At 64.4% G+C, this 26322-nt stretch carries 22 protein-coding genes; 6 read left to right on the top strand and 16 right to left on the bottom strand.

Annotated features, from left to right (window positions below; all coding sequences use genetic code 11):
* Positions 1–120: 120 nt before the first annotated feature.
* A complete protein-coding gene (locus NLN62_RS33065) occupies positions 121–1533 on the bottom strand; it encodes a mannose-1-phosphate guanylyltransferase/mannose-6-phosphate isomerase (RefSeq protein WP_254111584.1) in 1413 nt (470 codons plus the stop codon).
* A gap of 7 nt (positions 1534–1540) precedes the next feature.
* Positions 1541–2527, bottom strand: a complete 987-nt coding sequence (locus NLN62_RS33060; RefSeq protein WP_254113782.1) for an NAD-dependent epimerase — start codon at positions 2525–2527, stop codon at positions 1541–1543.
* Between the two features lie 185 nt (positions 2528–2712).
* Between NLN62_RS33060 and NLN62_RS33055 the strand changes: the two genes are divergently transcribed.
* Both NLN62_RS33055 and NLN62_RS33050 read left to right on the top strand, forming a co-directional pair.
* On the top strand, positions 2713–3672 hold the full coding sequence (locus tag NLN62_RS33055; protein WP_027528596.1) for a lysylphosphatidylglycerol synthase transmembrane domain-containing protein: 960 nt from the start codon (positions 2713–2715) through the stop codon (positions 3670–3672).
* Between the two features lie 35 nt (positions 3673–3707).
* Positions 3708–4703, top strand: coding sequence for a glycosyl transferase (locus NLN62_RS33050; protein ID WP_035665468.1), 996 nt, complete (start codon positions 3708–3710; stop codon positions 4701–4703).
* 18 nt (positions 4704–4721) lie between these two features.
* Here NLN62_RS33050 and NLN62_RS33045 read toward each other — a convergent pair whose 3' ends face one another.
* From NLN62_RS33045 to rfaD, 6 genes are all read right to left on the bottom strand, one after another.
* Positions 4722–5669: an NAD-dependent epimerase/dehydratase family protein gene (locus NLN62_RS33045; RefSeq protein WP_027528594.1), complete on the bottom strand. Its 948-nt coding sequence runs from the start codon at positions 5667–5669 to the stop codon at positions 4722–4724.
* A complete protein-coding gene (locus tag NLN62_RS33040; RefSeq protein ID WP_027528593.1) occupies positions 5666–6886 on the bottom strand; it encodes a glycosyltransferase family 4 protein in 1221 nt (406 codons plus the stop codon). The genes NLN62_RS33045 and NLN62_RS33040 overlap by 4 nt, the downstream gene beginning before the upstream one ends.
* 2 nt (positions 6887–6888) lie before the next feature.
* Positions 6889–8799 carry a nucleoside-diphosphate sugar epimerase/dehydratase gene (locus NLN62_RS33035; protein ID WP_027528592.1) on the bottom strand — a complete coding sequence of 637 codons (1911 nt, stop codon included), beginning with the start codon at positions 8797–8799 and terminating at the stop codon, positions 6889–6891.
* Positions 8800–8913: 114 nt separating this feature from the next.
* Entirely contained in the window at positions 8914–10197 is a 1284-nt protein-coding gene (locus NLN62_RS33030; RefSeq protein ID WP_254111583.1) for an O-antigen ligase, read from the bottom strand.
* Entirely contained in the window at positions 10194–11678 is a 1485-nt protein-coding gene (gene rfaE1 / locus NLN62_RS33025; RefSeq protein WP_254111582.1) for a D-glycero-beta-D-manno-heptose-7-phosphate kinase, read from the bottom strand. Before rfaE1 ends, NLN62_RS33030 begins: the two co-directional genes overlap by 4 nt.
* A 13-nt stretch (positions 11679–11691) precedes the next feature.
* A complete protein-coding gene (gene rfaD / locus NLN62_RS33020) occupies positions 11692–12672 on the bottom strand; it encodes an ADP-glyceromanno-heptose 6-epimerase (protein ID WP_254111581.1) in 981 nt (326 codons plus the stop codon).
* Positions 12673–12865: 193 nt separating this feature from the next.
* Between rfaD and waaF the strand changes: the two genes are divergently transcribed.
* Positions 12866–13933: a lipopolysaccharide heptosyltransferase II gene (waaF, locus tag NLN62_RS33015; RefSeq protein ID WP_254111580.1), complete on the top strand. Its 1068-nt coding sequence runs from the start codon at positions 12866–12868 to the stop codon at positions 13931–13933.
* Positions 13934–14572: 639 nt separating this feature from the next.
* On the opposite strand, the gene NLN62_RS33010 is transcribed toward waaF, so the two are convergent.
* Both NLN62_RS33010 and NLN62_RS33005 read right to left on the bottom strand, forming a co-directional pair.
* Positions 14573–14893 (bottom strand): hypothetical protein, encoded by a 321-nt coding sequence (locus NLN62_RS33010; RefSeq protein WP_027528586.1) that lies wholly within the window; start codon positions 14891–14893, stop codon positions 14573–14575.
* A 254-nt stretch (positions 14894–15147) separates the two neighbouring features.
* Positions 15148–16185, bottom strand: a complete 1038-nt coding sequence (locus NLN62_RS33005; protein WP_254111579.1) for a glycosyltransferase family 4 protein — start codon at positions 16183–16185, stop codon at positions 15148–15150.
* A gap of 127 nt (positions 16186–16312) precedes the next feature.
* Between NLN62_RS33005 and galE the strand changes: the two genes are divergently transcribed.
* The 3 genes from galE (at position 16313) to NLN62_RS32990 (ending at position 19989) form a co-directional block, all read left to right on the top strand.
* Positions 16313–17326, top strand: a complete 1014-nt coding sequence (gene galE, locus NLN62_RS33000; RefSeq protein ID WP_027528584.1) for a UDP-glucose 4-epimerase GalE — start codon at positions 16313–16315, stop codon at positions 17324–17326.
* Between the two features lie 117 nt (positions 17327–17443).
* On the top strand, positions 17444–19252 hold the full coding sequence (locus NLN62_RS32995; protein ID WP_027528583.1) for an ABC transporter ATP-binding protein: 1809 nt from the start codon (positions 17444–17446) through the stop codon (positions 19250–19252).
* A gap of 35 nt (positions 19253–19287) precedes the next feature.
* Positions 19288–19989 carry a fumarylacetoacetate hydrolase family protein gene (locus NLN62_RS32990; protein WP_027528582.1) on the top strand — a complete coding sequence of 234 codons (702 nt, stop codon included), beginning with the start codon at positions 19288–19290 and terminating at the stop codon, positions 19987–19989.
* A gap of 107 nt (positions 19990–20096) precedes the next feature.
* Here the strand turns inward: NLN62_RS32990 and NLN62_RS32985 are convergent, their stop codons facing one another.
* From NLN62_RS32985 to NLN62_RS32960, 6 genes are all read right to left on the bottom strand, one after another.
* Positions 20097–21803, bottom strand: coding sequence for a methyl-accepting chemotaxis protein (locus NLN62_RS32985; protein WP_254111578.1), 1707 nt, complete (start codon positions 21801–21803; stop codon positions 20097–20099).
* 393 nt (positions 21804–22196) lie between these two features.
* Positions 22197–22655: a nuclear transport factor 2 family protein gene (locus tag NLN62_RS32980; RefSeq protein ID WP_027528579.1), complete on the bottom strand. Its 459-nt coding sequence runs from the start codon at positions 22653–22655 to the stop codon at positions 22197–22199.
* 32 nt (positions 22656–22687) lie between these two features.
* Complete coding sequence (locus tag NLN62_RS32975) at positions 22688–23617, bottom strand: aspartyl/asparaginyl beta-hydroxylase domain-containing protein (protein ID WP_027528578.1); 930 nt, start codon at positions 23615–23617, stop codon at positions 22688–22690.
* A 121-nt stretch (positions 23618–23738) separates the two neighbouring features.
* Positions 23739–23894, bottom strand: a complete 156-nt coding sequence (locus NLN62_RS32970) for a hypothetical protein (RefSeq protein ID WP_254111577.1) — start codon at positions 23892–23894, stop codon at positions 23739–23741.
* 142 nt (positions 23895–24036) lie between these two features.
* Positions 24037–25086, bottom strand: a complete 1050-nt coding sequence (locus NLN62_RS32965) for an alpha/beta fold hydrolase (RefSeq protein WP_254111576.1) — start codon at positions 25084–25086, stop codon at positions 24037–24039.
* A 134-nt stretch (positions 25087–25220) separates the two neighbouring features.
* The gene (locus NLN62_RS32960; RefSeq protein ID WP_254111574.1) at positions 25221–26144 is read right to left on the bottom strand and encodes a LysR family transcriptional regulator; all 924 of its coding nucleotides are present in this window, start codon (positions 26142–26144) and stop codon (positions 25221–25223) included.
* Between the last annotated feature and the right edge of the window lie 178 nt (positions 26145–26322).

The following is a 26322-nucleotide window of genomic DNA, read 5'->3' as shown; positions in this document are numbered from 1 at the left end:
GTGGCGAATGCCGAGACAGTAGACCGGACACGATTTGATTCAAAAAATTACACGTTCCCCGGGCCTTAGCTCAGTTGGAGGCCGGCCCTCGAGCCCGGGTGACGTGATTCGGAGGGCTGGTTACGACCTTTGATAGTCGTCTTCAATCCGGATGATATCGTCTTCCCCGAGATAGCTGCCGGTCTGGACCTCGATCAGTTCCAGCATGATTTTACCGGGGTTCTCCATCCGGTGCACAGCGCCCATCGGGATGTAGATCGACTCGTTCTCGTGCACCGTCTTGACGGTCTCGTTCACGGTGACGCGGGCCGCGCCGCGGACCACGATCCAGTGCTCGGCGCGATGATGATGTTTCTGGAGCGACAACCGTCCGCCCGGCTTCACCACGATGCGCTTGACCTGGTGGCGTTCGCCGTTGTCGACCGACTGATAGCTGCCCCAGGGGCGATGCACCTTGAGGTGCTCCTCAGTGACCTTCGGCGCCACCGTCTTCAGCCTCGTCACGAGGCGCTTGAGGCCATTGGCATCCTTCTGGCGCGAGACCAGCACGGCATCGGCGGTCGCCACCACGACGAGATCGTCGACGCCTTCGAGCGCAACCAGCGCAGAATCGGTCGTGACGTTGCAATTGCGCGAGTCCTCGAACACGGCAGTGCCGTGCGCGGCATTGCCCTGCGCGTCCTTCTCCGAGAGCTCCCACACCGCAAGCCAGGAGCCGACATCGGACCAGCCGCACGACACGGGAACGACCGCGGCGCGCGCGGTCTTTTCCATCACCGCATAGTCGATCGAGATCGCCTTGGCTGAAGCGAACGCCTTCGGCTCGAGCGTGACGAAGCCCAGATCGCGGCCGGCGTTACTGACGGCCTCGGAAACCGCCTGCACGCTCGTCGCATCGACCTTGCGATATTCGTCGAGCAGCACGGTAGCCGGGAACATGAAGTTGCCGCTGTTCCAGAGATAGCCCGAATTGACGTAGTCGGCCGCCTTCACTGCGTCCGGCTTCTCGACGAATTTCGTGACCGCGCGCACCTCGCCCGCAACCACGTCGCCGGGGTTGATGTAGCCATATTCGGTCGCCGGCCGTTCCGGCTTGACGCCGAAGGTGACGATGCACCCTTCGCCCGCGGCAACCAGGCCCTGCCGGCACGCCGCGACGAAGGCCGCATTGTCGCGCACCACGTGATCGGCGGCGAGCGCCAGCACGATCGCCTCGTTGTCGCGGCTTTGCGCGAACGCAGCGCCGGCCGCAATCGCCGGGCCTGAGTCACGCCGCATCGGCTCCAGCAACACATCGGCCTCGACGCCGATCTCGACGAGCTGCTCCAGTACCATGAAGCGATAGGCCGCATTGGTGATGACGATCGGACGATCGAACAGCGCGCCGTCGGAGACGCGCAAGAGCGTGTCCTGGAACGTCGAGCGCTTGCCGAACAGCGGCAAGAACTGCTTGGGACGTACCTCGCGCGAAGCAGGCCACAACCGCGTGCCAGCGCCGCCGCACATGATCAGGGGGATAATGCGTCTGTTCATCGTCATCTCAAACCTTGTAGTAGTCGCGATACCAGCCCACGAAGTTACGGACACCGATCTCGATCGGAGTTGATGGTGCGAACCCGGTGTCGCGCGTCAGATCCCCGACATCGGCGAAAGTCGCCGGCACGTCTCCCGGCTGCATCGGCAACAGCTCCTTGACCGCCGTCCGGCCCAGCTCACGTTCCAGAAGTCCGACAACGTGCATCAGCTCTTCGGGATGGTGGTTACCGACATTGTAGAGCCGAGACGGCGCATTTGCGGCGGCCGGATTATCCACAGGCACCCGATCAATCAGCGTGGATACTACACGGGTGACGTCGTCAACATAGGTGAAGTCGCGCCGCATCTTGCCATGGTTAAAGAGCCGAATCGGCCTGCCCTCCATGATGGCGTTTGCGAACAGAAATATGGCCATGTCGGGCCGTCCCCACGGGCCGTAAATGGTGAAGAAGCGCAAGCCCGTGACCGGCAGGCGGTACAAATGGCTGTAGGACTGCGCCATCACCTCATTGGCCTTCTTGGTCGCGGCGTAGAAGCTGACGGGATGGTCCGTTCTGTCCTCGATGGCAAATGGCAGTTTTGTGTTGGCGCCGTAAACGGAGGATGACGATGCATAGACGAGATGACGACAGCCATTGTGCCGGCAACCCTCGAGCACGTTGAGGAAGCCCTGAAGGTTGGAATCGACGTAAGTCTGCGGATGCTCGATTGAGTAGCGCACGCCGGCCTGGGCTGCGAGATGCACGACGGTCGCGAACCGGTGCTGCGCAAACAGTTTCGCGATCGTGTCGCGATCGGCGAGATCGGCTTGGACGAAGGAAAAGCCGGCGTCCCGCAACACGTCCAGCCGCGCCCGCTTCAAGGCCGGATCGTAATAGTTGCCGAGATTATCGAGCCCGACGACCGGCCGGCCTTCGGCCAGAAGCTGCCGGGCGACGTGAAAGCCGATGAAGCCGGCCGCGCCCGTGACCAAAATTGACTGATCTGCCATCATGTTCCCAAATCGTCCGCTGCCCCCTCTTTAGCCGCCGCGTCGAGGGGGCGGCAATAGCTACCGCCCCCCTCACGACAGCTATTGCAAGATCGGCGCCAAGACCATACCACAGCGGCCAAATTCGGCGCAGGGCGTCGGGTTACGCCAAGTCTGAAGAAACCCCCTGTTCAAACGCGGGCGAGATGCGCCGAATCCTGCTTTCTGCGGCCAAGATCATCGTTTCCGGGGCGCTGCTCTATCTGGCGCTGCGCAAGGTGAATCCGTCCGATCTGTTCTCGCGTTTCACCGTGAGCAGCCTGTACTGGATCGCCCTCGCGATCGCGGTGACGTTCCTCCAGATCTTCGTCGGCGTGCTGCGCTGGCGCGAGATCAGCGCGGAGTGCGGCGCGCCGCTCGAGCTCGAGCGCGCCATGCGCTACAATGTGATCGGAACCTTCTTCAACCAGACCCTGCCCTCGGCGATCGGCGGCGATGCCGTCCGTCTCTGGCTCGTCGCGCGCGCCGGCGCCGGCTGGCGCGCGGCGACCTATTCGATCTTTGTCGATCGCGCAATCGGACTGATCGCGCTCGCGATCGTCATCGTCGCCAGCCTGCCCTGGAGCTATCGCCTCATCAACGATGCGCAGGGACGCTCGGCGCTGTTACTGCTGGACTTTGCGGCGCTCGCGGCCGGCCTCGGCTTCCTGCTGCTCGGGGCCCTGAACTGGCCATGGCTGAAGCGCTGGTGGGCCACCCACCACATTCATGCCTGCGCGGTGATCGCCAACCGCGCCATCTTCAACCGTTCGCGCGGGCCGATCGTCGCGGTCCTGTCGCTTCTCGTTCACGTGCTGGCGGTCGTGATCGCCTGGTGCGTCGTGCAATCGATCGCAGCGCCCGTTAGTTTCGGCGAGACCTTCCTGCTCATTCCGCCGGTGATGCTGATCACGATGGTGCCGATTTCGATTGCCGGCTGGGGCGTGCGCGAAGCGACCATGGGCCTCGCCTTCGGCTTTGCGGGCCTTGCCGCCAATGAGGGCGTCAACGTCTCGCTGCTGTATGGTGCCGTGTCGTTCATCGTCGGCGCATTCGGCGGACTGGTCTGGATCTTCAGCGCGGAGAAGGCTCAGCAGGGATCGGCCCCGATAGGGGTGCCGGAGTGAGCACCTTCGTTTCCGGACCTGCGACGGCGCTGGGGATGTTTCTGCTCGCCCTCCTACCTGCCGCCCTGGCCGCGCTGCTCTCGGCCTGCATCACCTGGCGGAGCATGCCCCTGTTGCAACGTTATGCACTGGCTCGGCCAAACGCGCGCTCCTCGCACCGGATTCCGACGCCGCAGGGTGCCGGCATCGCAATCGTCGCGGCCACCCTGCTGGTCGCCTCGCTCTGGGCCGCCTGGTTGAATGCATCCATTCCGCTGGTTTTGATCGCGGCCACGGTGGTGATTGCGCTGGTCGGCCTTGCCGATGATATCAAACCCCTCCCCGTCCTGCTTCGGCTCGTGCTCCAAGCTGCATCCGTTGGAGCCGTCGTTTTCACGACATCAGATGCGCTCCGGATCGTCCCGGCGCTGCCGCTGGCGCTCGAGCGCGGTCTCATCCTGCTCGCAGGCGTGTGGTTCGTGAACCTCGTCAATTTCATGGACGGGCTCGATCTGATGACGGTGTCGGAGGTGGTCCCCGTCGCCGCCGCGCTCGCCCTGCTTGGATGGCTCGGCGAGCTGCCGTTGCCGGCCTCGCTCGTCGCGGCGGGACTGTGCGGCGCCATGGTCGGATTTGCTCCGTTCAACCGGCCCGTCGCAAAGGTATTTTTGGGCGACGTCGGCAGCCTGCCGATAGGGCTCCTGCTCGGCTGGTGCCTGCTGGGGCTTGCCTGGCACCAGCAAATCGCAGCGGCGCTGCTGCTGCCGGCCTACTATCTCGCGGATTCCACCGTCACGCTGTTCCGGCGCATTGCCCGGCGCGAGCCGTTCTGGTCGGCGCATCGCTCGCATTTCTATCAGCGCGCCACCGACAACGGCTTCACCGTGTCCCGCGTGGTCAGCGAGGTGTTCGCACTCAATCTCCTGCTTGCGCTGCTCGCCCTCATCACGATCAAGGCGACTTCGATGACAGTCACGACGCTGGCGCTGCTTGCGGGCGCCATCGCGGTCGGCTTAGTGCTGCGCAGGTTTTCTCAGGTGCGGACGGGCTGACGCGCCGGCGGCGGCTGGTCAGGCGTCCTGAGCCGACAATGCCAGTCGCAGCCCCTCGTCGAGCGACACCTCCGGCCGCCAGCCGGTCGCGATCGCCTTCGATACATTCAGCTCGAGCGAGCCGATCAGGCTGTCATGGGTGTCCTGGCGGCCGACGACCCCGAGAACCGAGCCCAGGAGATCCTGCGGGACCGCGAACAGCCGGGGCCGCTTGCCCGCGGCCTTGGCCAGCCTCTCGATGAATTCGGGCGTCGAGACCTGTTCCCTGTCGGCGATCAGGAAGATCTCGAAATTGCTCGCGGGATCGGGATGGGCGAGCCGGCGCCGGATGAACGACGAGAGGTTTTGCACGGCAAGGAAAGCGCGCTGATTGCGGATCGCGGCGAACGGCAGCGGCAATCCGAGATTGACCGCCCGGCTCAGCAGCGCAAAATTTCCCCTGGCGCCGGCGCCATAGACCAGCGGCGGCCTGATCACCGAAATCTTCATCTCGCTGTCGCGCGCCAGCGTCTTGAGCCCTGCTTCGGCGGCCGCCTTGGACATGCCATAGAGCCCGCGCGGCGTCAGGACATCGTCCTCGCTGAACGGCGCGCGGCCCTCGTTGCTGCGGCCGTGCACGAGCACGGTGCTGATGAAGATGAACTGGCGCACGCCGGCCGCGGCCGCTGATCGCGCCAGATGCAGGGTGCCGGCGATGTTGACGTTGCGATAGAGCTGGACCGCGTGCTCCTCGTGCTTGTGGTGGACGCGGGCGGCAAGGTGGACGACGGCATCGACGCCGTCGAGCGCGGCCTGCCAGTTGGTTTCGGGACCGATCGATTCGATGACGACCTCGTCACCCAGCCGCGCGGGGCTGCGCACCGCGCGACGCACCGACCATCCCTGCTCCACAAGGGCGGGGGCGACGTGACGGCCAACAAAGCCGCTGGCGCCCGTCACCAGCACAACAGGCTTTCGCTCGCTCATCGTTGCCCCGCCAGTTCCGGATTGCGCAACAATTCGTCGATCACGCCAGCATAGGCATCCATGGCCGTAGCGCGATCAAATTTTGCGGCGGCCTTCACCGCCCGGTCCACCATGGCCTTGGCATCTGCGCCGGCCGCCGCGCGGATCGCATCCGCCAGCTCCTCGGGCCGGCCCGGCGCCACCACCCAGCCCAGCCCGTTTTCGACCACGGTCAATGCGGCCTCCGCCTCCGGCTCCGAGACCAGCAGCACCGGACGACCGACGGCGAGGAGATTATAGAACCGGCTCGGCACAGATACACCTGCGACGTTCTTCCGATAGGGAATGATCCAGACGTCGGCGGCGGCGAGAAACGCCTCGAGCTCGGCGTCCTCGACACGCGGCACGAAGGAGACGTTCGGCAGGTTCGATTCCGCCTGCAACTGCATCAGCCGCTCGAAGCCGATCCCCCAGCCGGAGAGCAGGAAGTGGATGTCCGTCTCCTGCCGCAACAGGCGCGCGGCCTCGAACACGATCTCCGGATCGTGGGTGAAACCGAGATTGCCCGACAGGCCGACGATGAAGCGGGCCGGCACCGCGCGGCGGAAAGCATTGTCCACGGTCACCGGACGCAGCGCGGGAACGAGCGTCGCCCAGTTCGGGATGAAGCGGATCTTGTTCGCGGTCATGCCGCGGTAGCGCAGCAGCGACCCCTCGGCGTCGCGGCCGATGGTGATGACGGCATTGAGCGCGCGGAACATGAACGCGTTCGCGGCACGGATCACGCGGGTCACGATCGAGCGGGGCTTGAGCAGGCCCGCCATCACCAGCACGTCGGGAAACAGATCGTGCATGATCAGCGCCGAGCGCGCGCCCTTCAACCTTGCGGCCGCCGCAACCGCATAGGGCAGCATGAACGGCGCGGTCACGGTGAGCACCACGTCGCCGCGCTTCAACACTTTCGTCAACGCGAAGAAGGTGCGCAGCGCAAACAGGATCTCGGCAAGAGCGCGCCGCACCAGCGCCGCCTTTCCGGTCATCCGGTTCTTGACGGCAATGACGCGCGGCTTGCCCGGTCCGATCTGAGAGGCCGGCAACTCGCCGGGCGTGCCGGACAGCACGACGACCTCATGGCCCAGGGCAAGGCGGCACGCAATCTCCGCCATGATCGCCGCCGTGGTGCTGGGATCCGGCGGATAATGCTGGCTCGCGACGACGATCTTGCCTTGAGGCTGCATGGTCAGGCCGCAGTCGACCCGAATTCCGGAACCGCGTCCTTCAGGATGGTCCTGATGGTGGCGCGATCGTCGCGCGCGATCGCCTGCTCCAGCGCGGAGATCCATTTGCGCAAGGTCAGCATCGGCGGCTCGTTGGGCCGCGCCGCCATGATGCCGGCAATGCCGATCTCGACCTTCGGCTCCTCGGTCGCGAACAGGATCTCGTTCAACCGTTCGCCGGGCCGCATGCCGCTGAACACGATCTCGATGTCGTAGCCGGGCTGCAGGCCGGACAGGCGAATCATGCGCTCGGCGAGATCGACGATCTTGACCGGCTGGCCCATGTTGAGCACGTAGACCGAGACGTTCGAGCGCTCGGCCCCGAGCGCGTGGGTCGCAGCCGTGATCACGAGGTCGCAGGCCTCGCGGATGGTCATGAAGTAGCGGACCATGTCGGGATGAGTGACCGTGACCGGTCCGCCGGCATCGATCTGGGCCTTGAATTTCGGCACCACCGAGCCGTTCGAGGCGAGCACGTTGCCGAAGCGGACCGAGATCAGCCGCATCGGCGACTTGTCTGCGCCCTGCAGGCCCAGATCGTGATCGAGCGCCTGGCAGTACATTTCCGCAAAGCGCTTGGTCAGGCCGAGCATCGAGACCGGCTCGATCGCCTTGTCGGTCGAGATCATCACCATGGCCTCGGCGCCGGAGGCAAGTGCTGCGTCCGCCACGTTGATCGAGCCGAAGATGTTGGTCTTGACCCCTTCGCTCCAGTCGCGTTCCAGGATCGGCACGTGCTTGAGCGCGGCGGCATGGAACACGATGTCCGGCTTGAACTCGGCCATCAGGCGAATGACGCGTTCGCGGTCGCGGATGTCGGCGATCCGGCCTTCGATCGTCGCAACGGCGCCTTGCGCGGCGAGCGCTTCGGTGACGGCGTAGAGCGCGGGCTCGGAATGTTCGAGGATCAGGAGGCGCGCGGCCCCGAATGCGACGACACGCTCGCAGATTTCGGAACCGATCGAGCCGCCGCCACCGGTGACGATGACGGACTTGCCCCTGATCAGGGTTTCCAGGCGCGCATAGTCGATCTTCTCGCTCGGCCGCAGCAGGAGATCCTCGACCGCAACCGCGGTAAGCCGCGGCGTATCGCCACTCTCGAGCGACGGCAGACGGCTGACGATCAGGCCCTGACGGCGCGCCCGCATCAGCACCGATTCGGGATGCGACTCCGGCTCGAAGGCGGACGGCGTCATCACCACCCGCGCAATCGGCTTGTTGCGCTTGGCGAAATCGCCGATCACGTCCTCGAAGTCGTCGATGCCGCCGAGCACCGGCACGTTGCGGATGAGCTGTCCGAGATCGGCGCGCGACGGCGACAGCACGCCGACCGGCCAGACCCGCGTGATCGCCCCGCTCTCGATGCCGCGCAACAGCACCTCGGCATCCGCCGCGCGCCCGATCAGCAGCGTCGGCGAGGCATCCTCGATCCGGGCGTGGCGCCGCACGCGGGTGTAGCGGAAATAGCGATAGGCAAACCGCAGCGCGCTGAGGAAGGAGATCTCCAGGAACCAGTAGAGGATGATGGTCACCTTGCCGAGAAAGAAGGTGCCGTGGACGTTGGGCGCGAGGAAGACGTAGTCGAGCACGAGCAGTGCGACGGTGAGCACGGTCGCGACGCGGATGATGTTCAGCGCATCGGGCAGCGAGATGAAGCGCCATTTCGTCGTGGTCAGGTTGAAGACGAAGAACACGACCACGCTGAAGGCGAGGAACCAGGGCAGGATCTTCAGCAGCAGCGGCAGGCGGACGAAAAACAGCTCGCCGCCCTCGAAGCGCAGGTAGAACGCGACAAACAGCGCCGCCGCGGTCGCGAGCAGGTCGTGGAGCGCGATCAGGAAATTGCGCGAGTTAAGATGCGAAAGACGCGTCATCCGCCGACCGATGAATATCCAGTTAGATGCAACCTGACCGCGCTGATAGCCCATCTCCGCAAGACATGCCAGCACAAGACTTGCCAGCACAAGACTTGCCAGCCGCGCGGCGGCTCAGGAACCGGCTTCCCCCACCTTCGGCTCGGCTTGTCGCGCGCGGATCACCATGCCGCCGGCAACGCCGACGCCGATGACGTACATCCAGCCCTCGTGGAAGTCGAACAGATGGGAGTTGAAGAGCGACGTGAAGATGTTCTGCACCACGACGAGGAGGCCGACCCAGTTGGCAAGTCCGTCGCCGCGAAACAAGAGGAGATGCTGGAGCCAGATCGCGTAGAGAACGACGATGCCGATGACGCCCCACTGCACGGCGACGTTCAGTGTCTGGTTATGCGGATTCGGAAAGACCCTGACGCCTTGAACCCATTCGGCGCTCTTGGCGACCTTGTCAAACAGCCCTTTAGTGGAGCCCGTACCGTGCCCGACGAATGGAGCCTGTACAAAGAACTGAATTGACTTCTGCCAATACTCGAGGCGCTCGCCAATAGAGGTTGGAACCTTCTCCTGCGTGTAGAGCCGATAGTCGCGGGAAAAGGTGTCGGTCGTCTTGCGCAATTGCGGCGAGATTTGCCAGGCAAGCAGCGCGCAGGCGAGCAGACCGGCAGAGATGATCAGGATGCTGCGCCACCGCAAGTGAAGCAGCGCGAACACCGCGAGCATGATCGGCACCGTGACGAGCGCGGTGCGCGAGACGATCACGAAGGCCATGTTCGCGAAGAAGCTCAGCGCGAGCGCCGTGAGCACGGCGGCGAGCGCGTATCGCTTCTCACGCAGCAGCATCACGACCGGATAGGCGAGCGCGACCGCGCACAGCGTGAATTCTTGGCTCTGGTCGATGTAGTTCTTGACGAAGATGCCGCGCTCGACGTCTCCGGGCTTGATCGAGAGTGCGGGATTGAAGGCGACCAGCCAGGACATCACCGACAACAGCGCGCAGGAGACCAGGAAGGCAACGAACACCCACCGTCCGCGCGAGGAGCGTTCGAAATGATAGAGCAGGACCGGGAGCACGAGCAGCTTGACGGTCGGGTTCACGGCATAGAGCCGCGCGCCCCACGCCGCATCCGACCACAGCGTTCCCACGAGCGCGAGCAGGAACAGCGCGATCGGCGCCGCACAGATCGGCCGCTTCAAGGATTGCAGGAAATCCCTGACGTCGAGAAACGGGACCATGCAGACGAGCATGAGGGCATTGAAGATCGCGGCCAGCGACGTCGACCATGGCAGCGAGGCCGCGGTCAGGACCGCGAATAGGTCCACGCTCTCGGCCCATGCGGCGGGGCTGCGCAAGCGGCGGAGCATCATCGCGCCGGTAGTTTCCCGCGCCAGCGCCGTCACGTCATCCCTCCCCGCGCACGGTTGACGAGTGCGGTCGTGCTAAATCCCCTGAGGATGTCGACCAGCACTACCGTTCCGCCAGCGGCTTCGACGACGTCATAACCGACCACCTGCTCGCGGGTGTAGTCGCCGCCCTTCACCAGCACGCTTGGTTTGATGTCGGAAATCAGATTGATCGGCGTGTCCTCCTCGAAGATGACGACGAGGTCGACGGCTTCGAGCGCCGCCAGCACCTCGGCCCGTGCGCGCTCGTCCTGCACCGGCCGGTCCTCGCCCTTCAGCCGGCGCACCGAGGCGTCGCTATTCAGGCCGACGACAAGGCGATCACAGGCGGCGCGCGCCGCGGTCAGCACCTTGACGTGACCGGGATGCAGGATGTCGAAGCAGCCATTGGTGAAGCCGACGCGCAGGCCCTGCTTGCGCCAGTCCGCAAGCTGCGCGGCAAGCGCGCCGGGCGCGAGCACGATCTTCTCCTCGGCGGCGAGATAGGCATGCGGCAGGATTTTTCGCCGCAGCTCGGCCGCGCTCACACTCGCAGTGCCCTGCTTGCCAACCGCGACCGCAGCGGCGGCGCTGGCCATGCGCAGCGAAGTGTCCCAATCGGCGCCAGTCGCGAGCGTCGCGGCAAGCGCCGCAGAGACCGTGTCGCCGGCGCCCGAGACGTCGCGCACCTTCACCGGATAGGCCGGAACGTGGACGACGTCGCCCTCGCGCGGCAACAGCGTCATGCCGTGCTCGCTTTGCGTCACCAGGATCGCCTCGCAATCGGCAAGCCGCATCACGTCCTGCGCCGCCTCGGCGATACCATCGACGGTATCGGCGCGGCTGCGGGTCGCCTCGGCAAATTCCTTGCGGTTGGGCGTGAGCAGGCTGGCGCCGCGATAGATCGCCCAGTTGGGGCTCTTGGGGTCGACGATCACGCGCTTGCCGAGCTTTCGCGCGGCATCGATCACGTTGCGGATCACGCGCGCGGTCAGCACGCCCTTGGCATAGTCGGAGAGCAGCACGATGTCGGCGCGCGGGATCTGCGGCAGGATCGTCTCGATCAGCTTCAGCTCGATTTCGGTGGAGGCCGGCGCCGCCTGCTCCCAGTCGGCGCGCAGCATATGCGTGGAAAAGTGCTCGGAGACGAAGCGCACCTTTCGCGTGGTAGGGCGCGAGGGGTCGCTGACAAGCACGCTTTCGATGCCGGCGATCTCCGCCAGCGCACCCCGGAGCCGCGCCCCCGCATCGTCCTCGCCGACCAGCGCGACGAAGATGCAGCGCGCGCCGAGGGACGCTATGTTGCGCGCGACGTTGCCGGCACCGCCGATATGGATCTCGCTGCGCTGCGCGGCGATCACGGGCGCAGGCGCCTCCGGCGAAATCCGCGAGACCTCGCCATAGACGAACTCGTCGAGCATGAGGTCGCCGATGCAGAGCACGGTGCGGCCAGCGATGGCCTGCGCGAGCGTATCGAAATCGAAGACGGGCGTGTGCATGGTCCTCAGCGCCTCAGCGGAAACGGTCGGAGCGATCAAGGTAGCCCCTGACATAGGCCGCCACCGCATCTTCGAGCGCCGTGAAGCCGCCGTTATAGCCGGCGCGGTACAGGCGATCGACCTCGCTCTGGGTGAAATACTGGTAGCTGCCGCGGATCGCCTCGGGCATGTCGACATAGTCGATGTTGGGCTTAGTGCCGAGCGCGGCGTAGGCCGCGAGGATCAGATCCTTGAAGCTGCGCGCCCTGCCGGTTCCGACGTTGAACAGCCCGGAGACCGACGGCGTCGCCAGCAGCCACAAGATGACCCGCACGACGTCCTCGACATAGATGAAATCACGCCGCTGGTCGCCGTCGGCGATGCCCTCGCGATGCGACTTGAACAATTGCACGACGTGGCCAGCCTTGATGTCGTCGAAGCGCTTCGCCAGCACGCTCATCATTGCGCCCTTGTGATACTCGTTCGGGCCGAACACGTTGAAGAATTTGAGCCCCGCCCATTGCGGCGGCAGCTTGTCGGCACGCGCGACGCGCTCGGCAACAGCGAGGTCGAACAGATGCTTGCTCCAGCCGTAGAGATTCATCGGCCGCAACGTCTTCAGCGCGGCGAGCGAGGCGTCGTCGCCAAAGCCTTCTTCACCGCCGCCATAGGTGGCGGCCGACGATGCGTAGATGAACGGCACGCCGTTCGCCGTGCACCAGTCCAGCAGGCGCAGCGAGAGGCGGAAATTGGTCTCGACGACGAGATCGCCGTCGGTCGCGGTGGTCTCGGAAATGGCCCCGAGGTGAATCACGGCATCGAGCTTGCGCCCCTTCAGCCAGTCGATCAGCTCGGCCGGCGGCACGATGTCGGCAAGCTGTCGCTTGGCGAGATTGCGCCATTTGCCCTCGTGGCCGAGCAGGTCGCAGACCACCACGTCGCTGCGGCCCGCATCATTGAGCGCCGCCACGACATTCGACCCGATAAAACCGGCCCCGCCGGTCACCAGCAACATTCCACCGTCCCTGCCCGATTTGCCAAATTCAGCGCCCAAGAAACTGCCCAAGAACCCGCCGCAAGCCCTGCCGTAGCGCATGATCCGCCAAAGTGACAGCGGTTTTGGGATCGGAACTGTCCCGCCTTTACCTGCCTGTGCAGAGCGGCTACCGAACGGACCCTGTCAATATCGCTTCGGCCCCCATTTACAAATGAACACAGATTCGCAATTTAGTGGATTAACGGATTCGGCGGATACGCGCCCTATCCTGATCATCCCCTATATGTGGATCGGCGATTTTGTCCGGAACCACACCGTGGTGCGGGTCCTGAAGGAGCGCTGGCCGAATCGGCCGGTCGACCTCCTGACCACCCCGCTTTGCGCTCCGCTGGTCGATTACATGCCGGGCGTCCGCCAGGGGATCGTGTGGGACCTGCCGCGCAGCCGGCTCGCCGTGACCAGGCAGTTCGGCCTCGCAAAGCTGCTGCGCGAGCGGAACTATGGCACCGCGCTCGTGCTGCCCCGGACCTGGAAGGCCGCCATCGCGCCGGCGCTGGCCGGCATCCCCGAGCGCGTCGGCTTTGTCGGGGAGTTCCGGTTCGGCCTGATCAACCGCTGGCGCTGGGGCGAGAAGCGGCTGCCCCGCTTCATCGACAAGAACGCCTCGCTCGCCCAGCCCGACGGCGCGCCGCTGCCACCGGAATGGCCGGTGCCGCAGTTGCACATCCCGGCCGAGGACGTCGCTCGCTGGCGCCAGGCGAACGGCCTGACCGGGGTCACCGCGGTCGCATTGGGCCCGGGATCAGTCGGCGCCTCCAAGCGCTGGACCTACTATCCGGAAGCTGCCCGCCAGTTCGTGGAAAAGGGTCTCGAGGTCTGGGTGGTCGGCGGCCCCGGCGAGAAGGCCATGGCCCAGGAGATCGTCGCGGCCTGTGGGCCACGCGTGCGCGACCTGACCGGGACGGATTTGCGCAACGGCGTGCTGGCAATGGCGGCGGCCAGCGTTGCCATCTCCAACGATTCCGGGCTGATGCATATCGCAGCCGCCCTGGGCACGCCGACCATGGGCATCTTCGGCCCGACCAGCCCCTACCTCTGGGCACCGCTCAACGGCCTCGCCGCCACCGTCGTGCAGAACAAGTCGATCCTCTCCTGCCAGCCCTGCCAGAGCACGATCTGCCGGATGAACGACCATCGTTGCATGCGCGACATCGCGGCCTCCGAGGTCGTCGCGATCGCAGAGCGCGTGCTCAGCGAAAACGCGCGCGCCACGACTTGAGCAGCTAACCACCTGCTGCGTCATGAGGCTCTCTCCCTCATCCTGAGGAGCCCGCGAGAGCGGGCGTCTCGAAGAATGGCCGCGGGCGACATGCGGGTCTTCAAGGTTCGCCTGGCGATGCGCAGCATCGTTCGGCGACGCGCTTCGCGCTCCTCACCATGAGGGTCTTATCACGGAATAGGGCTAAGCAGATGCGGCGGAGCACGGTTCACCGGCTCGGCACAGGCAAGAGACGAATGCCTCTCGCCGCACAACATTCCTCTCGGAACAATTTTACTGATTCCTTCGTTCAACAAAGCACTTAACGGAGGAAGTTCATGGCAAGAGCAACATGGAAACGGCCCGGATCGCCGATCGGCAAGAAGGGTCCGCGCAAGGCAAACCCATCTTACAAGCGCCGTTCGCGCCAGCGGTGGTCCGATAAGGATCTGTCGAAACTCAGGCAGTTGGCCAAGGGAAACACGCCAACTGGCGTGATGAGCATCAAGCTCCAGCGCCCCGCCACTGCAATCCGCAGCAAGGCGCACCGCGAGGGAATCTCATTGAGACCCACAAATCGCTCGCCATACAATCGCCGAGCCAAGTCGGCGAAGCGCCGCTGACCAAGCAACCGGGGACTCGAAGCGGGTGCGCGCTGATCTAGCGTTCCGGTGAGGGCACCCGCGCCTTCTCAGAGGATGCCAGCGCCAGCTTGCGCTTAACCGGCAAGGCAACGGACTTCACTGCCGACCGCCGACGCGGAAGGAAGAAGCTGTTGACGAGGATGGGATCGGTATCTCCGAGCATTGTTCGCTCCTCGACCAGCAGGCTCATGACCGAGCGCATCTTCATGATCTCCTGCGCCACGAAGGCGCAGCTCTCCTCCCGGTTGATCTGGTCACGCATGATGGCCTCAGCCTCAAGCATGCTCACGCGTAGCGCCCTGATAAGTCGTCGGATTTCGTTGATGCGGTTGTCCATGGCCATCTCCACTCACGGATGCCAGGATAAGAACAAAACATGAACAATCTGTCAAGGACGTCGAAGTAACAACAAAGCCGGCGGCCGGTGACACGGCGCGGGCTCGATCATTTCTGGATGATGCCTGTTTACAGGCGATTTGCCCGACGCGCCCAAGCGATTTCGTAAAAAACGAAATAGAACCCCAGCCGTCCTCGGCTACTTTGCATGGGGTTGTTTTCGTCATTTTTGTTCGGGGCCCTAAAAGCGCCGGTTCAGAGCAGCGGACGGTAGACCTCCCCGATCCGCGCCGCCTCGGCATCAAGGCTGAACTTCGCGAGCACCCGTGCCCGCCCGCGCGCGCCCATGGCGAGCGCAGCGGCGGGATCGCGCATCAAGGGCTCGAGCGCGGCGACCAGCGCGTCCGCATCGCCCGGCCGGATCAAGACGCCGGTGACGCCATCCTCGACCACGAGCTCGGCCGCGCCGGCACGTGAGGCGACGAGCGCGCTGCCTGCCGCCATCGCCTCGATCAGCGTCAGGCCAAAGCCCTCATTGCGCGAGGTGAAGGCGTAGATCGTCAGCCGCTGGTACCAGCGCTGCACCTGTTCGATCGGCAGTTCACCGGTGATGACGATGCGCGCTTGCAGGCCGGCGGCCTCGATCCGCTTCTTCAGATCGTTCGCGAACGGCATCTGCTCCGGCGTGATCGCGCCGACGATGACGGCGGTGAAGTCCGGATAGCGCGGCAACAGGCGGCACATCGCGTCGACGAAGACATCGCTGCCCTTCTGCGCGCGCACGCGGCCGAAACAGCCGATCGCGTAGCGGCCCGGCAAGCCGCTTTCGGCAAACGCTGCGGCACGATCCGCAGGCGGCGCATAGACGTCGGTGTCGACGCCATGCGGAATGACGGTCGCCTTCACTTTCAGGAACGATGCCGAGATGTCTGACGTTGCGATGATCGCATCCATCTTCCGGATCAGCCAGCGCGTGATCCAGCTATGATGCCTCTGCGCAGCCGACGTGAACACCAGCTTCAACGGCCAGCCGAGCGCGCGCAGCAATACACCCGCGATCATCTCGTTGTTGCGGCGCGCGTGCAAGATCAACGGCGTCCGCCGGCGCCATAGTTTCAGGAAACCGGCAACGTCGAGCCGCGCAACTCCCTCCGGCGCATCGGACCCGAACCAGGCGGCACGAAACAGCTTTGCCAGGCGCGGCGCGACCATCCGGTTGGTCGCAGTCACGCCGGAATAGCGTCTGTGCAGATTTGGCACGATCAGTTCGAGATCGCCCGGGAAATTGGCCACGTCACGCTCCGTTTCGTGAGGCTCCTATACGCAACATTAAGCATAGTGACCAGTTCAGCCGCGCCGATACCCCCTCTTCACCACGCAAACGTTAGCATCACCGGATGATCGGAAGACGGGTGAGATCATGACTGTGCTTGTCACCGGCGGTGCCGGCTATATCGGAAGTCACACGGTTCTGGCGCTGGCGGAGGCCGGCGAGGACGTGGTCGTGATCGACGATCTCTCCACCGGCTTTTCCGCTTATTTGCCGGAAGGCGTGCCACTGTTCATCGGCGATGCCGGCGACGAAAACCTTGTCGAAGGCGTGATCGCCCAGCACAACATCGAAAGCATCATCCATTTCGCAGGCTCGGTCGTGGTGCCGGAGTCGATGCGCGATCCGCTCGGCTACTACCGCAACAACTTCATGACCGCGCGCAACCTGCTGAACGTCGCAGTCAAGCGCGGCATCAACCGCTTCATCTTCTCGTCGACCGCCGCCGTCTACGGCAATCCCGATCAGGTGCCGGTGCCCGAGCACGCGCCGACGCGGCCGCTCTCGCCCTATGGCTCGTCGAAGCTGATGACGGAGATCATGCTGCACGACGTCGCCTCGGCCTACGGCATGCAATATGTGACCCTGCGCTACTTCAACGTGGCCGGCGCCGATCCGCAGGCGCGCATCGGGCTTGCTACCGTCGGCGCCACCCATCTGCTCAAGATCGCGGTCGAGGCCGCAACCGGCCAGCGCGCCAAGATCGACGTGTTCGGCACCGACTATCCGACACCGGACGGAAGCTGCATCCGCGACTTCATCCACGTCACCGATCTGTCGCAGGCGCATCGCTCGGCGCTTGCTTACTTGCGCCGCGGCGGCGCCTCGACGACGCTGAACTGCGGCTATGGCCGCGGTTACTCCGTGCTCGAGACCATCGATGCCGTGCGCCGCGTGTCGGGGCGCAGCTTTGCGGTCCAGTACGCGCCGCGCCGGCCCGGCGACATCATGACCATGGTGGCCGACACCAGCCGCATCCGCAGCGTGCTGGACTGGCAGCCGCAATACGAGAACCTCGAGACGATTGCGGCCCATGCGCTGGCCTGGGAGGAACAGCTGTTCCGCGAGCGCCATGGCGAGCTCCGCCAGGCGGTCTCGGCCTAGAATCGTTAGGTTTGCAAGTCCTTAATTGGGCTTGAAAAACCCGGTCTGAGCGGGCACAGAGGCCATTCGATCCCTGACGCGCGGGCAGGTTCGCCCCCAGCCGTCAATGGACTACGGATGGCCCAGTTTCCAAAGAAAATCACCGACGATCCCTATGCGGCAGCGATCCTGATTCGCCGCCTCGTCACGGAACAGGGGATCACCTACTGGCGGCGCTACCTCGTCGCTTTCGCGTTGATGGCGGTTGCAGCCGGCGCAACGGCGGCTGCGACCTACGTTCTCGGCCAAGTCATCAACCAGGCCTATGTCGACAAGAACGTTCCCGGCATCGCGATGCTGTCTGGCGTCACGGTCGTCCTCCTGTTCATCAAGGGCGTGGCGACCTACGGCCACATGGTGATCCTGACCAAGATCAGCAACGCCATCCTCGCCACCAACCAGCGGCAGCTCTTCGCCAAGCTGATGCGCGAAAGCATCGGCTTCTTCTCCGAGCGGCACTCCTCGGAATTCCTGGCGCGCCTGACCGCCGGCGCCAAATCCATCACCGACGTTCTCAATATGCTGGTCAATGCCGTCGGGCGCGACCTGTTGATGCTGCTCGCCATGATCGGCGTGATGGTGTGGCAGGACCCGCTGATGTCGTTCATCGGCCTCGTCGCGGTGCCCCCAGCGATGCTGGTGCTGCGCAGGCTGGTCAAGCGCATCAAGGGCCTCGCCTACAACCAGTTCACCGGCACCGCCGACATTCTGGAGACGATGCAGGAATCGCTGCAAGGCATCCGCACGGTCAAGGCGTTTACGCTTGAAGATGCGATGCAAAGCCGCATCGACGAGAACATCAGTGTCGTCGAGCGCAACGCCAACAAGATGGCGCGCGTCGCCAACCGCTCCAATCCGCTGATGGAGATGCTGGGCGGCTTCGCGGTCGCCGGCTGTCTGCTCTATGGCGGCTACAGCGTGGTCGCGCTCGGCGCCACGCCCGGCCAGTTCTTCTCCTTCATGACCGCCTTCCTGATGGCGACCGAGCCGGCCAAGCGGCTGGCGCGGCTCAACATCGACCTCAACAGCCAGCTCGTCGGCGCGCGCATGCTGCTCGAGGTCATCGACAGCCCGGCGAGCGAGCAAAACGATGACGACAAGCCGGCGCTGAAACTGTCTGATGCGCGGATCGAGCTCAACGATGTCAGCTTCGCCTACCGCGCTGGCGAGACCGTGCTCAACCGCATGAGCTTCACTGCCGAGCCCGGCAAGGTCACCGCACTGGTAGGCCCCTCCGGCGGCGGCAAGTCGACCGTGCTGGCGCTGCTGCTGCGCTTCTACGAGGTGACGCAGGGCGACATCCTGATCGACGGCCAGTCGATCACGTCGGTGTCGCGCAAGTCGCTGCGCGCGCAGACCGCCTATGTCGGCCAGGACGTCTATTTGTTCCGCGACACGATCCGCAACAACATCGCCTTCGGCAGGCGAGACGCGACGGAAGACGAGATCATCGATGCCGCCAAGGCGGCCTGCGCCCACGATTTCATCATGAGCTTCCCGCTCGGCTACGATACGCCGGTCGGCGAGCACGGCACGCAGCTTTCCGGTGGCCAGCGCCAGCGCATCGCCGTCGCCCGTGCGCTGCTCAAGAACGCTCCAATCATCCTACTCGACGAAGCCACTGCGGCGCTCGACTCCGAGTCCGAGAAGCAAGTGCAGGAGGCGATCGAGCATCTCTGCCGGAACCGCACCACCATCGTGATCGCGCATCGCCTGCACACCATCATGCACGCGGACGCCATCCTGGTGATCGAGGGCGGCGAGATCGTCGAGCGCGGACGGCACGACGAACTGCTGCGCCGTTCCGGCCGCTACGCCTCGTTCTTCCGCCTGCAGCACCACGACGCCGGCCCCCTGCCGCTGGCACCTGTCAGTGCAACCGCCTAGGATCATTCTTACCCCAAGAGCAGCGAGACCGCTTCATGAACGCCGCCTCCTACGTCATCCCGCTTCCGCCTCAGGCTTCGCTTCCCGTCGTCGGCGAGACCGGCCGTTATCCGGTGCGCCGCATCTGGTGCGTCGGCCGCAACTATCTCGAGCACATCCGCGAGATGGGCAATGACGAGCGCGCCCCGCCGTTCTTCTTCGCCAAGCATGCCGACATGCTGGTGCCCGATGGCGCCACCATCCCCTATCCGCCGCTCACCAAGGATCTGCATCACGAGGTCGAGCTGATCGTCGCGATGAAGAGCGGCGGCCTCAACATTCCCGCGGAGAAGGCGCTCGACCATGTCTACGGTTATGCGGTCGGCATCGACCTGACCCGCCGCGACCTCCAGATCGCCTCGCGCAAGAAGGAGCGGCCCTGGGAGATCGGCAAGTCGTTCGACGGTTCGGCGCCCTGCTCCGCGGTGCAGCCAGCTTCGAAGATCGGCCATCCGTCGATGGGCAAGATCTGGCTCACCGTGAACGGCAAGGAAGCGCAAAAGGGCGACCTCACCGAGCTGATCTGGAATGTGCCGGAGATCATCTGGCAGCTCTCGCAGCAGGTGAAGCTCGCCGCCGGCGATATCATCCTGACCGGTACACCCGCTGGCGTGTCGCAGCTCCAGCCCGGCGACAAGCTCGAATGCGGCGTCGACGGCGTCGGCACGCTGAAGGTGTCGATCGGCCAGCCGGAATAGCAGCCCGATCGGTCAGAAAAGCAACGAAGGCCCCGGACGCGTCCGGGGCCTTCTTGTTTGCGTCGCGCGCCGGCGTACAGGCCGATCTGCGGGCTGCCGCCTCCGCGTCAGGCCGCACGCACCGTGCTGAGGAATCTGGCGACTTCAAGCTTGAGACGGTTGCTGTCGCTCGACAGCGATTGCGCCGCGGACAGCACCTGTGACGAAGCCGAGCCGGTTTCACTGGCGCCGCGCTGAACGTCGACGATGTTGGAGGAGACCTGCTGGGTTCCCTGTGCCGCCTGTTGCACGTTGCGGGAAATTTCCTGGGTTGCCGCCCCCTGCTCTTCCACCGCCGAGGCGATGGTGGCCGATATCTCCGACAATTTTCCGATGGTGTCGCTGATGTCCTTGATTGCGCCGACCGATTCGTGGGTGGCCGCCTGGATGCCGGTAATTTGCTGACCGATCTCGCCGGTCGCCTTCGCGGTCTGCTCGGCCAGCGCCTTCACCTCGGAGGCGACGACGGCGAAACCGCGACCGGCCTCACCGGCGCGCGCCGCTTCAATGGTCGCGTTGAGAGCCAGGAGATTGGTCTGTCCCGCGATGGTGTTGATGAGCTCCACGACGTCGCCGATGCGGGCCGCCGCCTTCGATAGTTCGCTGACGCGGTCGTTGGTCTTGCCAGCCTGGCCGACCGCCTCGCGGGCCATCCGCGCCGACTCCTGGACCTGGCGGCTGATCTCGTTGACCGACGAGCTCAGCTCTTCGGTGGCGGAGGCGACGGACTGCACGTTGGTGGAGGCTTCCTCGGATGCTGCCGCGACCACGGTGGTGAGCTCCTGAGCCCGGCCCGCCGCCGAAGTCAACGTGTTGGCGGACGCTTCGAGTTCTGTCGAGGCAGAGGACACAGTTTCAACGATCTCGCCAACGGCACTTTCGAAGGAATCCGCCAGCTTGATCATATCGGCCTTGCGCTGCTGCGCAGCTACCTGGTCCTGCTTGACCTTGGCCTCGGCTTCCACGCGCGCCTTTTGCGCAAGCATCACCTTGATTCCATTGACGGCTTCCGCGGTCTCGCCGATCTCGTCCTTGCGCTCGGTGCCGGTGATCTCGATCTCCTCGCCCTTCGCAAGGCGCTGCAGCATGCCGACCAGAGCGCGCATCGGCTTGGCGATGCCGAACTGGCCGACCATGAAGCCGATGGACAGGCCAAACGCGATGCCGATTCCGGCGACGATCATCAGCAGGCGTGAGGTCGCCTCATATTCATTGGACGCGGCCTTGGCGAACGCTTCCACACGATCCGTCAAGCGATCGGCGACCGCCCGGATGCTGGTTTGCAGCTTTTCCGCGTCGGCCCGACCGCGCATGGCCGCATCGCGCATCCGCTCGGTTTGCTCGTTCAACTTCGCATCCTTCGCCTCGTCGGCGAGGCGAAGCGTATCCTGCATGCTCCTGTGATAAGCAGCCCAGGATTCCCTGACTGCAGGAAGCAAGGCCCTGGCTTGCTCATCGCGGGTCTTGCCGAGTTCGTCGAGCCGCTCCTGAAACGCGCTGCTTTGCTGATCGACGATCTTGCGCACCTCGGTCCGGTTCTCCGCGCGCGGATCCAGCGCGGCGCGGAATTCGGAACGGCTGAGGGTGAGCACGTTTTGAGCGGCGCGGGCAGCAACCAGTGCGCGCTTGGCGGCCCTGTTCATGTTGTCGGCGCCCTCGTTGAGCGAGCTGAGCGCACGAATGCCCAGCCAGCTCGTGGTGCAGGCGATGACGGCCATCACCGCGATCATGGCAAGAATCTTGGTCAGGACACGGAATCGGGCAAGGAAGGACATGGACCCTCGTAATTGGTTTCACCGTCGTCACTGCGACGAACGGGCCAATCAAAAAGCGCCGCGTTCGCGCCGCCCTACGGCATACTTTAAGGGTTCCAAATTAATCATTAACGAAACCCTCCGTAGAACCACGGGATCGCGATAAGCTTTTGAAAAACAAACGACATCTTCTTGGCTCCGCACCCCGCTGCGGGCTTCGGCATACAGGCAAAGGTTAATGCGATGACAGGAGAGGTTAATTCGGGAGGTGCAAAGTCGGGATCAGTCCGCCGGAATGATCGGCGGCAATTGTTGAACGCCCTGCAGCGGTTCTCTGGTCCTCAAACTGATCTTGAGTTGCAGCACCAAACCGATGATTTCGAGCGGCAGGAGGTACTCGCCCGAGAATTCGATCTACCAGGCCTTCACCGGTCGATTGGCATGGCTTACCTGCGGGACGCCGCGATTGAGTGACATGTGGGAGTGCACGCACAGCCAACCATCGGCATTCCCCGAAAACACCATCGTCGCGCGGCCGGGACGCGGAAACGAGCTGCCGTCGGGATGATAGCCCGTGCTCGTCCACGGCGCGATCACGGTCGCCATCGTGCCATCGGAGGACGCCAGGATCGAGGTTTGCTCGAGGACGAAGCGAAAGTCGGTCGTCTTTGGCCAGACGTTGTCCCATTGCGTCGCGACCCATTGATCGAGACCAGGGATGACGTCGTTATGCGTGCCGAAGGCAAGCACGTCCGGATGGAAGAGCGGCCTCGCGGAGGCGTAGTCGACCTCGCGGACATAGCCCGCGAAGGTTTCCAGCCACTGGCGGAAGAATTGCTCTGTCTCGGCGTCGGCGATCGGCAACGGGGCCATTGCCTATTCCCGATTCAGCACGGACGCCACGATCACCGCAGCGCCGACATTACGATGAGGCCGAGGATCAGCGCCGTCAGCGAATATTTCAGCGTGTAGTAGACGTTGCGATTCCATTCCTTGACCTTGCGGCTCGCAAGATGGACTTCGTAGAGCTTGCCGAACACCTTGTTGAGCACGCCGACGCTCTCGCCGTCGACGTTCTGGGTCGCCGACGCCTTGACGATGTGATGGCTGACCCAGCGATTCATCGCAGTCATGAAGCCGAACTTCATCGGGCGCTCGACGTCGCAGAACAGGATGATGCGGTTGACGTCGGTCGCGTTCTCGGCGCTGTGGATGAAGGTCTCGTCGAACATGAAGGCTTCGCCGTCACGCCAGACGCATTCGACGCCGTCGACGAGAATCCGGCACTTGTTCGAGTTCGGCGTGACCAGCCCGAGGTGATAGCGCAGCGATCCGGCAAAGGGATCGCGGTGCGCGCCCAGCTTGCCGCCCGGCGGCAGCATCGCGAACATCGCGCCATGCACGGATGGAATCGAATTGAGCAGCTCCACCGTCTTCGGGCACAGCGTGCGCGCCGAGGGCAGGAAGTCGTCGTACCATTTCAGGTAAAAGCGCTTCCAGCCGCTCTTGAAGAACGAATAGAAGCCCCAGTCGTTGTTCTTGGCCGCGGCGCGGATGAAGCCTTCGTCGAACAGGCGCACCGCCTCGTCGCGGATCGTCTCCCAGTTCTCGCTGAGCGGCTTCAACTCGGGAAACTGGTCGACCGAGATCACCGGCTTGTTCGGCACGGCCGAGCCGGCATACATCAGTACATTATAGGGTGCGAGATAGGTCGAATGATCGCCGAGCTGGCGGGCAAAGCGCAGCCGCTGCTTGCCTCGAAAGTGGACGTAAATCGTTGATGCCGCAAGCACATAGAGGATGACAAGTTGCGGCGCAAAGAGCTGTTTCAACATTTCCCCGATCCCCAAGCGACCCAGCCGTGCTCGTGTAGCCCGGCCCGGTGCCAGCGGCAAGGCGCCGCAGACTGGTTCCGTCGCTCTCGACCCAGACAGTTGAAACAGCAGGGGATGCCGATCAGACCCGCGCGAGCGCCTGCAGCCCCTTGAAGGTCAGGCGCTTGGGGTCCCTGACGCCCGCGAGATAGAGTTGGCGGATGAAGGTGGCGACGGCGTCGCGGTCACAATCGGTCAGCGCGACGACAGCGTCGACCGCGATCTTCTGGGCTTCCATTGGGCTACCCTTAAATTAGCGAGCACCCCGGCCGAGAGAGCCTAGGACCCGCCGGTTAATCCGGCGTTAACCGTTTGGGCAGCATGGCCGATTCATCCGCGGCCTCGAATACGCAAAACAACGCATGGCGCAGCCCGCGCCGTCAGCTCGCGGCGATATCGAGGACGGCCTGGGCAAAGGCCTGCGGGGCTTCCTGCGGCAGATTGTGCCCGATGCCGCCGGTGATCGTCCGGTGCTCGTATTTGCCCGAGAACATCTTCGCGTAGGCGGAAGGGTCCGGATGCGGAGCCCCATTGGCATCGCCCTCCATGGTGATGGTCGGCACGGTGATCACCGGCAGGCCCGCCAGCTTCTGCTCGAGCTCGGCATACTTTGCTTCGCCCTCGGCCAACCCAAGCCGCCAGCGATAGTTGTGGATCGCGATGTCGACATGATCGGGATTGTCGAGCGAGACCGCGCTGCGGTCGTAGGTGGCATCATCGAAATGCCATTTGGGCGAGGCGAGCTTCCAGATCAGCTTGGCAAAGTCGTGCGTGTTCTTGGCGTAGCCCTCGCGGCCGCGCTCGGTGGCGAAATAGAACTGATACCACCATTGCAGCTCGGCGCTCGGCGGCAGCGGCATTTTCCCTGCCGCCTGGCTGGAAATCAGATAACCGCTCACCGAGACCATCGCCTTGACGCGCTCTCGCCAAAGCGCCGCGACGATGTTGGCGGTTCGCGCGCCCCAATCATAGCCGGCGAGCGTCGCCTGCTTGATGTTGAGCGCATCCATCAGAGCGACGAGATCGGCAGCGAGCGCCGCAGGTTCGCCGTTGCGCATCGTCTCGCCCGACAGGAAGCGCGTCGTGCCATAGCCGCGCAGATGCGGAACGATGACTCGATAACCCGCCTTCGCCAGCACAGGCGCGACATCGACGAAACTATGGATGTCATAGGGCCAGCCGTGCAGCAGGATCACCACGGATCCATCCGCCGGACCGGCCTCGGCATATCCCACGTTGAGGAAGCCGGCATTGATCTGCTTGATCGCCGCGAAGGACGTGTTGGTACCCGGCTTGATTGCGGGCGCAGTCGAGGGGCTCGCCTTGCCGGACTGCGCGGCGGCAGCACTGCCGAGAACGAATGGTGCGGCGACGCCGATCGCGGCGGTGGTGAGGAAACGACGGCGATCGTTGTTTATCTCTTTTGACATCTTCATCTCGTGCATTTGCATGGCGCGCAATGCCGCCGTCGGCGCCGCTGTTTCACCGCAGATGTAGGCCGCAAGCGGGCGGCAAATCGCTGGTCTGCGATAAGCACTCTTTCGCGCGGCGAACGAGTCACAATTCAGCGAGGACCGATCGCCTTCTTCAGGACCGCGAACTGCTTCTTCAACCGCGGCACGGCAAAATCCGTGAAGGCCCGCACCTTCGGGACCGAGAGCCGGCCCTGCGGCGAAATCAGGTGCACGGGCATTTCGGGATCCTCGTCCCCGGATAGCACGATGTCCAGCTCGCCGCGCTGCACCTGCTCGGCGACTTGATAGGAATACATCCGCGCGAGGCCGCGGCCGGCGACGGCGGAAGCGACCGCGGCATAGGTGCTGTTGATCACGAGCCGCGGCGTGAACTGAACGGTTCGCGGCACCACGGAACCGGGCTGCGGCGCAAACGTCCACGAATTCGGCAGGTGGGCCATGGCGACGATCTGATGCTTGGCGAGATCGCCGGGCTCGGTGATGCGCGGATGCTGGTTGAGATATCGCGGAGCAGCCACCACGACACGGCGTACGTCGCCGAGCTTCATCGCGACCATCGCGGAGTCCGAGAGAGGACCGATCCGGAGCGCCACGTCGATGCCCTCCTCGATCAAATTGACCGCTCGGTCGAACAGCAACAGTTTCGCCGACACCGTCGGGTAGGCATCCAGGAACGTGTCGAGGATCGGTCGCAGCACCATCTCGCCCGAGACCACAGGCGCGGTGATCGCAAGCGTGCCGCGCGGCGCGGCACGCGGCCCCGCCGCGATATCGTCGGCCTCCTCCAGCTCGGTCAGCACGCGGCGGCAGATCGCCACGTAACGCTCGCCCTCCTCGCTGAGCTTGATCGACCGCGTCGTGCGGTGCAGGAGCTCAGTGCCGACCCGCTCCTCCAGGAAGGCGATGGCGCGGCTCACCGCGGCCGGCGAGCGGCCGAGTTTGCGGCCAGCAGCCGCAAGGCTGCCCTCGTCCACCGCAAGGACGAACACGTTCATCGCGTCGAGACGATCCATGCGCTTTCCGTCGCCCCAGCAAAGTCCGACCGCAAGCTAGGCGCTCACGCGCGACACGACAACCGCCGCAACCGCTGGCCCGCCATTCGATCGCGCCGCGAAAGAGTGTCTGCCGGACAGCGCGTATTCGCAACCAAGCCGCCGCGGCGTACCTCAGCGGGCAAGCCAGTCGCAGGCG

Origin of the sequence: Bradyrhizobium sp. CCGUVB23, assembly GCF_024199885.1 — a bacterium.
In the GTDB taxonomy this organism is placed as follows: domain Bacteria; phylum Pseudomonadota; class Alphaproteobacteria; order Rhizobiales; family Xanthobacteraceae; genus Bradyrhizobium.
Note: the sequence above shows the minus strand (reverse complement) of the source record. Positions and strands in the feature narration are given on the sequence as shown.

Coding starts and splice junctions, on each gene's coding strand:
- NLN62_RS33065 (WP_254111584.1), bottom strand. CDS start 1,533: ATGAACAGACGCATTATCCCCCTGATCATGTGCGGCGGCGCTGGCACG.
- NLN62_RS33060 (WP_254113782.1), bottom strand. CDS start 2,527: ATGGCAGATCAGTCAATTTTGGTCACGGGCGCGGCCGGCTTCATCGGC.
- NLN62_RS33055 (WP_027528596.1), top strand. CDS start 2,713: ATGCGCCGAATCCTGCTTTCTGCGGCCAAGATCATCGTTTCCGGGGCG.
- NLN62_RS33050 (WP_035665468.1), top strand. CDS start 3,708: ATGTTTCTGCTCGCCCTCCTACCTGCCGCCCTGGCCGCGCTGCTCTCG.
- NLN62_RS33045 (WP_027528594.1), bottom strand. CDS start 5,669: ATGAGCGAGCGAAAGCCTGTTGTGCTGGTGACGGGCGCCAGCGGCTTT.
- NLN62_RS33040 (WP_027528593.1), bottom strand. CDS start 6,886: ATGCAGCCTCAAGGCAAGATCGTCGTCGCGAGCCAGCATTATCCGCCG.
- NLN62_RS33035 (WP_027528592.1), bottom strand. CDS start 8,799: ATGACGCGTCTTTCGCATCTTAACTCGCGCAATTTCCTGATCGCGCTC.
- rfaE1 (WP_254111582.1), bottom strand. CDS start 11,678: ATGCACACGCCCGTCTTCGATTTCGATACGCTCGCGCAGGCCATCGCT.
- rfaD (WP_254111581.1), bottom strand. CDS start 12,672: ATGTTGCTGGTGACCGGCGGGGCCGGTTTTATCGGGTCGAATGTCGTG.
- waaF (WP_254111580.1), top strand. CDS start 12,866: ATGAACACAGATTCGCAATTTAGTGGATTAACGGATTCGGCGGATACG.
- NLN62_RS33010 (WP_027528586.1), bottom strand. CDS start 14,893: ATGGACAACCGCATCAACGAAATCCGACGACTTATCAGGGCGCTACGC.
- galE (WP_027528584.1), top strand. CDS start 16,313: ATGACTGTGCTTGTCACCGGCGGTGCCGGCTATATCGGAAGTCACACG.
- NLN62_RS32995 (WP_027528583.1), top strand. CDS start 17,444: ATGGCCCAGTTTCCAAAGAAAATCACCGACGATCCCTATGCGGCAGCG.
- NLN62_RS32990 (WP_027528582.1), top strand. CDS start 19,288: ATGAACGCCGCCTCCTACGTCATCCCGCTTCCGCCTCAGGCTTCGCTT.
- NLN62_RS32985 (WP_254111578.1), bottom strand. CDS start 21,803: ATGTCCTTCCTTGCCCGATTCCGTGTCCTGACCAAGATTCTTGCCATG.
- NLN62_RS32980 (WP_027528579.1), bottom strand. CDS start 22,655: ATGGCCCCGTTGCCGATCGCCGACGCCGAGACAGAGCAATTCTTCCGC.
- NLN62_RS32975 (WP_027528578.1), bottom strand. CDS start 23,617: ATGTTGAAACAGCTCTTTGCGCCGCAACTTGTCATCCTCTATGTGCTT.
- NLN62_RS32970 (WP_254111577.1), bottom strand. CDS start 23,894: ATGGAAGCCCAGAAGATCGCGGTCGACGCTGTCGTCGCGCTGACCGAT.
- NLN62_RS32965 (WP_254111576.1), bottom strand. CDS start 25,086: ATGTCAAAAGAGATAAACAACGATCGCCGTCGTTTCCTCACCACCGCC.
- NLN62_RS32960 (WP_254111574.1), bottom strand. CDS start 26,144: ATGGATCGTCTCGACGCGATGAACGTGTTCGTCCTTGCGGTGGACGAG.